The sequence below is a fragment of the Paenibacillus sp. 2TAB19 genome, from assembly GCF_052115185.1.
In the GTDB taxonomy this organism is placed as follows: domain Bacteria; phylum Bacillota; class Bacilli; order Paenibacillales; family Paenibacillaceae; genus Pristimantibacillus.
Window position 1 is genome coordinate 51,578 of the sequence record NZ_JBFRGE010000034.1, and the last position, 13,035, is coordinate 64,612.

The 13,035-nt window shown below is 51.0% G+C and carries 10 protein-coding genes; all 10 read left to right on the forward strand.

Annotated features, from left to right (window positions below):
* Positions 1-23 precede the first annotated feature (23 nt).
* The 10 genes from clpX (at position 24) to yihA (ending at position 12,885) form a co-directional block, all read left to right on the forward strand.
* Positions 24-1,280, forward strand: a complete 1,257-nt coding sequence (clpX, locus tag AB4Z33_RS16850) for an ATP-dependent protease ATP-binding subunit ClpX (protein ID WP_337099564.1) — start codon at positions 24-26, stop codon at positions 1,278-1,280.
* A gap of 131 nt (positions 1,281-1,411) precedes the next feature.
* Positions 1,412-2,521, forward strand: a complete 1,110-nt coding sequence (ispG, locus tag AB4Z33_RS16855; RefSeq protein ID WP_442051015.1) for a flavodoxin-dependent (E)-4-hydroxy-3-methylbut-2-enyl-diphosphate synthase — start codon at positions 1,412-1,414, stop codon at positions 2,519-2,521.
* A 206-nt stretch (positions 2,522-2,727) separates the two neighbouring features.
* Entirely contained in the window at positions 2,728-3,843 is a 1,116-nt protein-coding gene (locus AB4Z33_RS16860) for a GerAB/ArcD/ProY family transporter (RefSeq protein ID WP_442051016.1), read from the forward strand.
* A complete protein-coding gene (locus AB4Z33_RS16865; protein ID WP_442051017.1) occupies positions 3,827-5,404 on the forward strand; it encodes a spore germination protein in 1,578 nt (525 codons plus the stop codon). Before AB4Z33_RS16860 ends, AB4Z33_RS16865 begins: the two co-directional genes overlap by 17 nt.
* A 2-nt stretch (positions 5,405-5,406) precedes the next feature.
* Complete coding sequence (locus tag AB4Z33_RS16870) at positions 5,407-6,531, forward strand: GerAB/ArcD/ProY family transporter (protein ID WP_442051018.1); 1,125 nt, start codon at positions 5,407-5,409, stop codon at positions 6,529-6,531.
* Entirely contained in the window at positions 6,528-7,754 is a 1,227-nt protein-coding gene (locus tag AB4Z33_RS16875; protein ID WP_442051019.1) for a Ger(x)C family spore germination protein, read from the forward strand. Before AB4Z33_RS16870 ends, AB4Z33_RS16875 begins: the two co-directional genes overlap by 4 nt.
* Before the next feature lie 31 nt (positions 7,755-7,785).
* Positions 7,786-8,028, forward strand: a complete 243-nt coding sequence (locus tag AB4Z33_RS16880) for a hypothetical protein (RefSeq protein ID WP_442051020.1) — start codon at positions 7,786-7,788, stop codon at positions 8,026-8,028.
* Positions 8,029-8,153: 125 nt separating this feature from the next.
* A complete protein-coding gene (gene lonB / locus AB4Z33_RS16885; protein WP_442051021.1) occupies positions 8,154-9,857 on the forward strand; it encodes an ATP-dependent protease LonB in 1,704 nt (567 codons plus the stop codon).
* A gap of 80 nt (positions 9,858-9,937) precedes the next feature.
* On the forward strand, positions 9,938-12,301 hold the full coding sequence (gene lon / locus AB4Z33_RS16890; RefSeq protein WP_442051022.1) for an endopeptidase La: 2,364 nt from the start codon (positions 9,938-9,940) through the stop codon (positions 12,299-12,301).
* The gene (gene yihA / locus AB4Z33_RS16895; RefSeq protein WP_442051023.1) at positions 12,298-12,885 is read left to right on the forward strand and encodes a ribosome biogenesis GTP-binding protein YihA/YsxC; all 588 of its coding nucleotides are present in this window, start codon (positions 12,298-12,300) and stop codon (positions 12,883-12,885) included. The genes lon and yihA overlap by 4 nt, the downstream gene beginning before the upstream one ends.
* Positions 12,886-13,035: the final 150 nt, after the last annotated feature.

Below are 13,035 nucleotides of genomic sequence, written 5' to 3' on the forward strand. Positions count from 1 at the left end.
GATTTAATTGAAGGGGTGATTCCATGTTCAAATTCAACGACGAAAAAGGCCAGTTGAAATGTTCTTTCTGCGGCAAGTCGCAGGATCAAGTGCGCAAGCTGGTAGCCGGTCCCGGCGTATATATATGTGATGAGTGCATCGAGCTATGCACGGAAATCGTAGAAGAAGAGCTCGGTAACGAAGAAGAGCTTGATCTGAAGGATATTCCGAAGCCGAAAGACATTCGCGCTATTCTTGATTCGTATGTTATCGGTCAAGAGTTCGCTAAGAAATCGTTGTCCGTTGCGGTTTACAACCACTACAAGCGGATCAACTCCGGCAGCAAGATCGAGGATGTCGAGCTTCAGAAGAGTAATATTTTGCTTCTAGGCCCTACAGGCTCGGGTAAGACGCTATTGGCTCAAACAATGGCGAAAATTCTGAATGTTCCGTTCGCGATTGCGGATGCGACTTCGCTTACGGAAGCTGGTTATGTAGGCGAGGACGTAGAGAACATTTTGCTCAAGCTTATTCAAGCCGCCGACTATGATGTTGAGAAAGCGGAACGCGGTATTATTTATATCGACGAAATTGATAAAGTAGCCCGCAAATCGGAGAATCCGTCCATTACGCGCGACGTATCCGGTGAAGGCGTACAGCAAGCATTGCTGAAGATTCTAGAAGGTACGGTTGCATCCGTTCCGCCGCAAGGCGGACGCAAGCATCCGCATCAAGAGTTCATTCAGATCGATACGACGAACATTTTGTTCATTTGCGGCGGCGCGTTCGACGGCCTGGAGCAATTGATCAAACGCCGTATCGGCAAGAAGGTTATCGGCTTCAACTCCACTGGCGAATTGACAAAGGACTTGAAACCGGGCGAATACCTATCGATGGTATTGCCTGAAGACTTGCTCAAATTCGGGCTAATCCCTGAGTTTGTAGGACGTCTGCCGGTTATCTCTACTTTGGAGCCGCTTGATGAGCCGGCACTCGTTCGGATTCTGTCCGAACCGAAGAACGCGCTCGTGAAGCAGTACCAGAAGCTGCTTGAGATGGATAATGTGAAGCTCGACTTCGAACCGGCTGCGCTTGATGCGATCGCGAAGGAAGCGATTAAGCGTAATACCGGCGCGCGCGGCCTGCGTGCGATCATCGAGGGCATCATGCTGGAAGTGATGTATGAGGTTCCTTCCCGTGACGATGTGCAGAACTGCCTGATTACGGAGCAATCCGTGCAGGAAAAGATGATGCCTGAGTTGACGGCGAAGAAGGGCAAGAAAAAGGAAGAGAGCGCGTAAGCTACCTTTTCAAATAACAAACGTATGATATAGAGCGAGATTACCGTCATTGTTTCCACCTTGCTAGCTGCGGCTTTTTTCGCCATAAGCTTGCGGGGTGGACTTTGACGTTCATGGGAGAGATTGGTAATATGTACAAACGTCAAGATACGGTAGCGGTGAAGGTCGGCGATCTGACGATCGGCGGCAGCAATGAAGTCATCATTCAAAGCATGTGTACGACGAAGACCGCCGATGTGGAAGCGACTGTAGCTGAAATACTGCGTCTCGAGGAGGCTGGCTGCCAGGTTGTCCGGGTAACCGTCAATAACAAGGAAGCGGCGGATGCGATTAAGGAGATTAAGAAACGCATCCATATTCCGCTAGTTGCTGACATTCACTTCGATTACCGCTTGGCGCTTGCGGCGATCGAGAACGGCGTCGACAAGGTGCGTATTAACCCAGGCAATATCGGCCGCCGCGAGAAGGTTGAGGCGGTTGTTAAAGCGTGCAAGGAGAAGGGCATTCCGATCCGGATCGGCGTCAACGCCGGCTCGCTGGAGAACCATCTGCTAGAGAAGTATGGTTATCCAACGCCGGAAGCGATGGTCGAGAGCGCTTTGTTCCATATCGGCATTCTCGAAGAGCTCGATTTCCATGATATTATCGTGTCGCTTAAGGCGTCCGACGTACCGATGGCGATAGCGGCTTACTCGATGGCAGCAGAGAAGATCAAATATCCGCTGCATCTTGGCATTACCGAGGCGGGCACCCTGCACACGGGTACGATCAAGAGCTCGGCAGGCATCGGCGCATTGCTGGCGCTTGGCATCGGCAATACAGTTCGGATCAGCCTAAGCGCAGATCCGGTTGAAGAGGTTAAGGTCGCTCGCGAGCTGCTCAAGACCTTCGGTTTGATTACGAACGCAGCGACGCTGGTCTCTTGTCCAACCTGCGGCCGTCTTGATATCGACTTATTCTCGATCGCGAATGAGGTCGAGGACTATATCTCGAAGATCAAGGTGCCGATCAAGGTTTCGGTGCTCGGCTGCGCGGTTAACGGCCCGGGCGAAGCTCGCGAAGCGGACATAGGCATTGCCGGCGCTCGCGGCGAAGGGATGCTGTTCCGTTACGGGGAAATGATTCGTAAAGTACCGGAAGCAGAACTGCTGAACGAGCTCAAGAAGGAAATCGACGAAATCGTACGTGTATTCGAAGCGACCGGCGAGATTCCGGGGCGCAAACATCATACGCACGCTTAAATGTTAAAGGGCCTATGCCGACTCTATTCGTCGGGTAGGCCCTTTATTTATGAGGTCAGCCAGAATGCTTTGGTTGGCCTCTTTTTATTTGGCGTCACTTCGAAAGCACGCAGTAAGTACGCATATGCTCTTGGATGCGAATAATTTCCATGATTGGTGGCAAATTAAGGATTGCAGCTACGACAAACGCAAAAGGTGGGAGCGGGTTGGAGCGAATTAGTCTGAATCAGTTAGGATCGATGATCGTTTTGTTTCTAATAGGCAGCTCATCGTTGTTCTTGCTTGCAAGCGATGCGGGCAATGATGCATGGCTGGCCGTCTTCGTCGGTATGCTGGGCGGACTTGCCCTGCTCTGGGGCGTTAACCTTATGATTTTCCGTCATGCGCCGAATAGCAACCTTATCGAAATCATTAACGATCATTTTGGCAAATATATCGGTTTCCTGCTGTCGTTGGGGTATGTCTTCTATTTCTGCTACAAATCCATAAGAAACGTCAGAGAGTTCGGAGATTTGACGTYGATGCTGCTTTTGCCGAACACCCCGATTAGTGTCCTCATGCTTATTATTTGTGCGATGGCCGCTTATACCGTCATGAGCGGGGTTGGCGTTTTTTTTCGCATGGCTGAATTTATATTACCGCTCGTTATTGCGATCTACGTCATCTTGTTTCTCATTATCGCCTATGCCGATCTGTTTCAGTTCGACAACTTGCTTCCGGTGATGGACAAAGGGTTGAAGCCGATTCTCAAAGCTGCGTTCCCTGGGCTTATTTCATTTCCCTTCGGAGAATTGATTTTGTTTCTGATGTTCTGGAAATATGCCGAACAAGAAGGCCATCACATGGTAAGCATTACGATCAAATGTTATCTGTTCTCAGGTTTATTCATTATGACAACGAATCTGCTCATATGGGCTGGGCTTGGCAAGCTGGCTCCGGTTATCACAATACCGTTCATGCAAATGACGACGTTCATACAAATCGCCAAAATATTGGAGCGCATCGATCCTTTCGTAGCGTTGCTATTGTTTACGGGTGTTTATTTCAAGCTGACTGCTTATTATATGGGCGCGGTGCTTGCCGTACGTTATATGACTAAGCTTTCAAAGGCGTATGCGGTGCTGATCGTAGGCGCAGCGATTTATTTGGGGTCGTGCTTCATATTCAAAAGCTACATGGAACAGGTGTCGTTTGGCTTCAACCTTAACGTGAAATACCATTTTCCTATTTTCCAGATTGCTTTTCCACTGTTGCTACTGATTGTTGTGCTCGTCAAAAAAAGATGGAATGAAAAGGTGCATAATCATGAAGAAACGGAGTAACGAAACAAGCTCTCAAGATACAGAGCAAGTGAAGCGGCTATCTAGCGATATCGAGGCTACTATTCGTTACGCGCAAGAGACACTCGGTACGGGGCCGGATATTTTAATACGGCGTATGCATCTATTCGAGTCGAGCGAAGCTGCTGTTATGTCAATTGCGGGCATATCGGATAAGACAAGCGTCAACCTGCTTATAGACAGCATGCTGTCGGAGCCTAGAGAGCAAGGCGCATTGGCAAGAGAGGGTGATCCCTTTCAAGCGCTCATCTACCGCACGCTGGCTGTAGGAAGCATTCGCAAGCTGGAGACGCTGGACGATATCGACGTCGCCATGCTGGAAGGGTATACAGTCGTTTTGCTTGACGGTTATGATCGAGCCATTGCGGTAGATACGAGCGGCGGAGAGCGGCGTGGCGTGGAGGAACCTAGTACACAAACCGTTGTCAGAGGGCCGAAAGAAGGCTTCACCGAGAGCATCTCGACGAACATCTCTCTTCTGCGCACGAGAATCAAATCGTCTAACCTGCGAATCGAGTACAAAATAATCGGTCGTGAGACACGGACAACGATTGCAATTGCTTATATGAAAGGAATTTCTGAGGAAAAGGTGGTGACAGAGATTCATCGCCGATTGGACGCAATCGATACCGACAGCATTCTGGAGAGCGGCTATATCGAAGAGTTCATTCAAGAGAGAAAATATTCGCCGTTTCCCATTGTCCAAAACTCCGAGCGGCCCGATGCGATCRCTGCCGGTTTGTTGGAAGGACAGGTAGCCATTATTGTCGACGGAACGCCCTTCGCCTTGCTTGCTCCCGTAACGTTCGTTAAGTTCTTTCAATCAAGCGAGGATTATTACCAAAGCTATGATATAGCGACTTTCCTTAGGATCATTCGTTTCGTTTCGTTCATTGTTTCTATGCTGCTGCCATCGCTGTATATTGCCATTACGACGTTTCATCAAGAAATGCTTCCGACTCCGCTGCTGATCAGCGTCGCCGCGCAGCGGGAGGGCGTTCCATTCCCGGCGATCATCGAGGCGCTGCTCATGGAGCTGACGTTCGAAATATTGCGCGAAGCGGGGGTTCGGATGCCGCGCATTATTGGACCCGCGATATCGATTGTCGGTGCGCTCGTTATCGGACAAGCAGCCGTACAGGCAGGCTTGATCTCAGCGGCCATGGTTATCGTCGTATCGTTTACAGCCATTGCCAGTTTCGTTATTCCCGCGGTCAATATGGGTACCTCGGCCAGGCTTATACGGTTCGCAATGATGATCTTGGCGGGCTCCTTCGGCGTATTTGGAATTATGGCCGGACTGATGGTCCTGTTGACGCATTTGTCGGGATTACGGTCATTCGGCGTTCCGTATCTGACGCCGTTCTCGCCGCTCGTGAAGAGCAACTTAAAGGATGTGTTCATAAGGGTGCCGTGGTGGGCGATGAATACGCGGCCTGCAATGTTCGGCAAAGAACCGAGCAGAAGACAAGGCCAACCTCAGAAACAGCATGAATCAGAGCCGCCAGGAACTTCAGGAACATCGGAGAAGGAGGAAGAGTGACAATGACGTCATCGACGCAGCGAATATCGACTGGCCAAGGGATTGCCATTGTTATCAATGCTATTGCGCCAAGCGCATTGCTGCAGCTGCCGGCTCATGTCGTCTCGATTACGAGACAGGATGGATGGTTGACCATTCTCCTTTCTCTGCTGCTAGGTTTGGTATACGCCTTGATTATCGGCAGAATCTGCTTGCTCAGTAACGGCAAGCCGTTATTGGAATGGCTCGAATCCCGATTTGGCAAGGCAGTCGCCCTATTGATCGGGGTTATATTGTGCGGTTATTTTTTTATGGGGGCAACAAGCGTAATTAGGCAGTTCACGAATTTCGTGCAGGAGCAATTGCTTAGGACGACACCAATACTTGCTATCGCCCTCGTCATTGCACTCGTTTCCGTCTATGCCGTATGGCAAGGGATAGAGGCGATTGGAAGAATTCATTTTATTGTATTTGCGTTTGGTTTGATGCTTATGATGCTTAATTTCGCCTTGTTATGGAGTCACTATAATTGGACAAATTTCATGCCGTTCTTCGAGATATCCGTACCTAAGCATATGTCRGCTGTGCTCCTTCCCGCGGGATGGCTATCTGAAATATCGATCGTTTTGTTCTTGCTGCCATATTTTGAGAAGCCGTCGCAAGCGGCGAAGTCCGCGATGTGGGGAACGGTTGTCTCAGGTGTGATGATTCTGACGATGGTCGTCATGATTATTGCGGTATTCGGCGTAAGAATCGTAAATGTGCTTTCTTATCCGAGCTTCGCCGCTCTCGGCATGGTGGAGGTTGGGAAGTTTTTGGAGCGAATCGATGTTTTTTTGCTGACGGCATGGATCGCATCGATGTTCACGAAGGTTTCTATTTATTTATTTTGCTTGTTCCAAGTCATGGACTATCTCTTCCGAATTCGGAGTCGCTCAAGCCCATTAAACGCATTTGCGATATCCGCGTTCATTAGCGCCTCGTCGATTTATTCCTGGTCACGAAATAGTAATTTCATTGAATACATCTTTACTTCGCTGTCAGCTTATCTGCTTATAAGCAACTACGGGTTATTTCTTCTTATATGGGGCGGGCTCAGCTTGACTCGAAGGAAGACGGATGCCATAGAGGGAGGGGGGGCTGTATGAAATCTTGGCGGATAACGGCGGTAGCTATGCTGATTCTTCCATGTGCGTTGTTATTGACAAGCTGCTGGAGCCGAGTAGAGTTGAACGAGCTTGCTATTACTTCCGCAACGTCAATTGATCGCGACGGTGAAGACTGGGTGCTCACGTATCAAGTGCTTATCCCTTCCTCGATCTCCACGGGCATCGGAATTATGGGCGGAGCGAATACTTCTCCGGTCATCGTTTATTCGACCAAGGGAAGAACGATTCGTGAAGCGGTGCTGCATAGCGTATACGAAAGCCCGCGTAAGCTTTATTTTGCCCATAATCAAGTCATTATCATTAGCGAAGAAACGGCGCGCCGAGGTTTGAATCCACTCCTTGAAGTGTATTTACGCAACCCTGATGCCAGGGAGACTGTCGATGTGCTCATTACGTCGGGTAAATCTCGAAAAATTCTCGAACAGATGATGCAGATTCAGAAAATTCCAGGCGATGGCATGCGAGAGATCAATGCCATCGAAGCCCGGTATTCTTCGGCGCTGCCAGAAGTGAGAGTGTACGAGCTCGCGATGGATCTTGCAAGCGATTCGGCCAGCGCCCTGCTTCCGGAAATAACTTTGTCGGGAAGTAAAGATACCTCCAAGCTCTCGGATTTCGAGAACACGACGCTTCCGTCCAAGCTGAGACTCGGTAGGGCAGCGGTCATCAAGAAGGACAAGATGGTGGGATGGCTTTCCCGCAAAGAGGCATTAGGCGTCGCTTATATGAAAGATACCGTTAAGAGCTCAATCGTCACGATCGCTTGTCCTGACGGAAGCGGAAACCATTCGACAATCAGTATCCAAAGCTCTTCATCAGAGCAAAAGCCGTCGATCATCGAAGGCAATCTGAGTGTGAAGGTAAATGTCAAAGCAAGAGGAGAACTGGTCCAGACCGATTGTCATTCTCAGGACCTCTATAAGCCAGAGGTCATCAAGCAGATGGAGAATGCTGCCGAGAAAGAAATTACGGGATTCATCATGTCGGGCTGGCAATCTCTGCAAAAGCTGAATGCAGATGCGGTAGGCTTCGCCGACCTCGCGCACCGAACCTACCGCAAGGAATGGCGGAGCTGGCAGAAGGATTGGGATGCGGTATTCGCGCGTATCCAGATTAAGCCTGTTGTACGTGTAACCTTATCCAATGTAGGTCTTAGCAATCAGCCTATGAATGTAGAGAAGCTGAACGAGGGCAAGAAATAAGGTGATAAAGAGAAAGAGGAGCAGATCGACTATGGAATTAAAAGAGGCAATCGGCGCGGCGCTGCTAATCGTTGTGTTAGGGTTAGGCGTCGCGAAGCTGTTAAAGAAAGGTTTGGTGCGCGAATATATCGTGTATGCTTCGGCCGTGCTATGGACGGGCTATCTCCTTGCCTCGCAGAGCTATAATTGGATCGTTGTATCGCCGGTTACGATCATCAGCGTAGCAATTAAGCCGCTAGGTCTATGGCTCAAATATACCGGGATACTTACGTGATGCGGCAAGGTAGAAATACTTGAGCCGAAGTTTTACCAAATGCGATTATTCCTATTGCCAAGAGGCAATACTGACATAATACGGATGCCTTCGAGAAACAGGCGGTATGAGAGGAGCGGAAATAAATGAGTTTAAGTGTCGTGTTAATGTTGATTCAAGTGTTTTTTGCCGTCGTTATCGGCTTGTATTTTTGGAATTTGCTGCGTAATCAGAAGACGAACCGCTCTGCGGTCGATCGGGAATCGCGCAAGGAAATGGATAAGCTGCGCAAGCTGCGCTCAGTTTCGCTTACGAAGCCGCTCGCGGAGAAGACGCGCCCGCAGGCCATGCAGGACATTGTCGGTCAGCGCGATGGGCTAAGGGCGCTTAAGGCTGCGCTATGCAGCGCGAACCCGCAGCATGTTATTATCTATGGACCGCCTGGAGTCGGTAAGACGGCTGCCGCGCGTGTCGTATTGGAAGAAGCGAAGAAAAATCCAAGCTCGCCATTCCTTCCAGAGGCGAAGTTCACCGAGATCGATGCGACGACAGCGCGCTTCGATGAGCGGGGTATTGCCGATCCGCTGATCGGGTCTGTTCATGATCCGATCTACCAAGGCGCAGGAGCGATGGGGGTAGCGGGCATACCGCAGCCGAAACCCGGCGCGGTTACGAAAGCCCATGGCGGCATTCTGTTCATTGACGAAATCGGAGAATTGCATCCGATTCAAATGAATAAACTGTTAAAGGTGCTGGAAGACCGCAAAGTATTTCTCGAGAGCGCCTATTACAATTCTGAGGATGCGAACATTCCTGTCTATATTCATGATATATTCCAGAATGGGCTGCCGGCAGACTTCCGTCTCGTAGGCGCAACAACGCGTTCGCCTCAGGAAATTCCGCCGGCTATTCGCTCGCGCTGTATGGAGGTATTTTTCCGCCCGCTGCTGGCAGATGAAATTGCACTAGTCGCTGAGAATGCAGTGAAGAAGATCGGCTTCGCACCATGCCCGGAAGCGATCGAGGTCGTGAAGCGTTATGCGACAAACGGTCGCGAAGCGGTCAATGTTATACAGCTAGCAGCAGGAGTAGCCTTATCCGAGAAGCGGGATAGTATTTCGGCAGGTGATATCGAATGGGTTGTGAACAGCAGCCAAATCCCGCCGCGTCCGGACCGCAAGGTGCCTGCGGCGCCGCAGGTCGGCTTCGTGAACGGGCTTGCCGTATACGGACCGAATATGGGCACGCTGCTTGAGATCGAAGTTAGCGCCATTCCGGCAGCAGCAGGACGCGGCCAATTCACGATAACAGGTGTCGTGGAGGAAGAAGAGCTAGGAGGCGGCTCCAGGACGCTTCGCCGTAAGAGCATGGCGAAGGGCTCTGTCGAGAATGTGCTGACTGTATTGCGCCGTATCGGGCTTAATCCGCAAGACTTCGACCTTCATATCAACTTCCCTGGCGGAACGCCGATTGACGGCCCGTCAGCAGGTATTGCAATGGCAACGGCGATTACGTCTGCTATCAAAGGCTTGCCAATCGACAATAAGCTGGCGATGACCGGAGAAGTCGGCATACACGGCAATGTAAAGCCTGTAGGCGGCGTGCTGGCGAAGGTCGAGGCTGCTTTCCAAGCAGGCGCTGAGAAGGTTATTATACCGCGAGAGAACTGGCAGGCTATCTTCGCAGACTTGAACGGGCTTAAGGTGATACCTGTTGAGCGCGTCGAAGAAGTATTTGGCATTGTTTTCCCCGAGTCGACTATTGCGGAGAAGACCGTGGATGCGCCGATCGGCACAGAGCTGTTCATCGCATCGGGGGTTCCTTATTTGCAAGCTGAATCAGCCGAATAATAAGGAATTCGCCGGCATTTAGATTTTGTACTTTGCGATGTGGTAATATAGGGTAGACGTATACAATTGGAGGTGCTGGAATGGGACCTAATAAATCGAAAGGTCGTCGTCGGCTGCCCCTGCTTCCGTTACGGGGGCTACTCGTTTATCCCAGCATGGTTCTCCACCTTGATGTGGGCAGGGACAAATCGGTTCGGGCACTAGAGAGGGCAATGGTCGAGGAAAATATGATCTTGCTCTGCTCACAATCCGAAGTAAACATTGAGGAGCCGACGGAGGAAGATATATATAAGGTCGGTACGATCGCGAAAGTAAGGCAAATGATGAAGCTGCCGAACGGAACGATCCGTGTGCTGGTTGAAGGCGTTGTTCGCGCGGAGATACAGGAGTATCTGCCGAACGATGAATTTTACGAAGTAGCGGTGAAAGAGCTGCCGGAGCAGGAAACGGACGATCCTGAGGTCGACGCGCTGATGCGTACGGTGCTTAGCCAGTTCGAGCATTATATCTCGTTGTCGAAGAAGGTAACGCCGGAGACGCATGCGGCCGTGTCCGACATTGACGAACCAGGCAGGCTCGCAGACGTCATCACGAGCCACCTCTCGCTGAAGATTAAGGATAAGCAAGATATCCTAGAGACGATCGGCGCCCGGGAGCGGCTGGAGAAGCTGCTCGACATCTTGAACAACGAGCGCGAGGTGCTGGAGCTGGAGCGCAAGATTAACCAGCGCGTCAAGAAGCAGATGGAGAAGACGCAGAAGGAATATTATTTGCGCGAGCAGATGAAGGCGATCCAGAAGGAGCTTGGCGAGAAGGAAGGCCGCGCCGGCGAGATCGAGGATTTGCGCAGTCAGCTTGCCGAATCCGGCGTGCCCGAGTCTGTGAAGGAGAAGATCGAGAAGGAGATCGATCGGCTCGAGAAGATGCCTGCCTCGTCCGCCGAAGGCGGCGTTATCCGCAATTATATCGATTGGCTGTTGTCGTTGCCTTGGGATAAGCAGACGGATGACGATCTCAGCATTAGCAAAGCTGAGGAAGTGCTGAACGATGATCATTACGGTCTCGAGAAGCCGAAGGAGCGTGTGCTGGAGTACTTAGCCGTACAGCAGCTCGTGAAGAAGCTCAAAGGGCCAATCCTCTGTCTAGTAGGACCTCCGGGTGTCGGCAAGACATCGCTTGCCAGGTCGATTGCGAAGTCGCTCGGACGCAAGTTCGTACGTATCTCGCTCGGCGGCGTACGCGACGAGGCTGAGATTCGCGGTCACAGGCGGACATACGTCGGCGCGATGCCGGGTCGTATTATCCAAGGGATGAAGACGGCCGGTTCGCTTAATCCGGTATTCCTGCTTGATGAAATCGACAAGATGGCGATGGACTTCCGCGGCGATCCTGCTTCTGCTCTGCTAGAGGTGCTTGATCCTGAGCAGAACAGCAACTTCAGCGACCACTTCATCGAAGTTCCATTTGATCTGTCTAACGTCATGTTCGTTACGACCGCGAATGCGATGCACAACATTCCGCGTCCATTGCTTGACCGGATGGAGGTACTCTACATTCCGGGCTATACGGAGCTAGAGAAGCTGCAGATCGGTACGCGGTATTTGCTGCCGAAGCAGAAGAAGGAACACGGTCTTACGGAAGAGCAGCTTCGCATATCTGAAGATACGCTGCTGCAATTGATACGTGGATATACCCGTGAATCCGGCGTGCGGAACCTGGAGCAGCAGATAGCGTCGATATGCCGCAAAGCAGCGAAGTTCTTCGTCTCGAATGAAGAGGCGGAGACGCTGGAGGTAACAAACGATAAGCTTACGGAATGGCTTGGACCTTCCAAGTTCCGTTACGGCTTAGCGGAAAGCGAGAATCAGATCGGCGCCGTTACAGGCCTCGCTTGGACGGAGGTCGGCGGCGATACGCTCGTCATCGAAGTGACCGTTATGCCGGGCGGCGGCAAGTTGACATTGACGGGCAAGCTCGGGGACGTAATGAAGGAATCCGCCCAAGCGGCATTCAGCTTCACGAGGTCGAAGGCGATCGAGCTTGGTATCGATCCAAGCTTCCACGAGAAAAACGATATTCATATTCATATTCCGGAGGGCGCTATTCCTAAGGATGGCCCTTCCGCAGGCATCACGATCGCGACAGCGCTGATCTCGGCGTTAACGAATCGGTATGTGAACAAGGAAGTGGCGATGACCGGCGAGATTACGCTCCGCGGCCGCGTGCTTCCGATTGGCGGATTGAAAGAAAAATCGTTGGCGGCGCATCGCGCGGGCATTAAGACCGTGCTGCTGCCAAAAGACAATGAACGGGACTTGCGGGATATTCCCGATAGCGTGCGCAATGATCTGCAATTTATTCCTGTCGCTCATATGGATGAGGTGCTGCAGCATGCGCTGCTTCCAGTTCTAACGGAACAGAAAGCAGGTACAACTATTTCATGAAGATTATGGATGCACAATTTATTATTAGCGCGGTTCAGCCTCACCAGTACCCGGAGGACGCCTTGCCAGAGATTGCTCTGGCAGGGCGTTCCAATGTCGGGAAATCGTCACTCATCAATAAGCTGATTATGCGCAAAAACTTAGCTAGAACGAGCTCGCAGCCGGGCAAGACGCAGCAGCTCAATTATTATCGCGTGAATGATATGGTCTACTTCGTCGATTATCCAGGCTACGGTTATGCGAAGGTGTCCAAAACACAGCGCGAGAAGTTCGGCACGATGATCGAGACCTATATTAGGGACCGCAAGCAGCTAAAGCTGCAGCTGCTCGTCATCGATATTCGCCATGAGCCGTCCAAGGACGATCAGCTTATGTACGACTGGCTTAAGCATTATGAAATACCTACATGCATCGTCTGCACGAAAGCGGACAAGATTCCAAGGTCGAAGTGGGACAAGCATGTGAAGATGGTCAAAACAACGCTTGGCGTCGACCCGCGAGATTCTATCATCTTATTCTCTTCGGAAACAGGGCTTGGCCGTGAGCAGCTCTGGGACGTTATTATGGAGACGATTGCTACTTAAGGTAGCAAGTGCAGCAACTTCTGCTCTAAAGCAGAGGATTTAGGGAGAAATGCGGCATTCCTCGTGAATTCCTGCGTTATTTTCAGTTATATGCAAGAATATCGCGTGCGGACGGCAGGAATATATTGACGGGATCACGTATAATATACT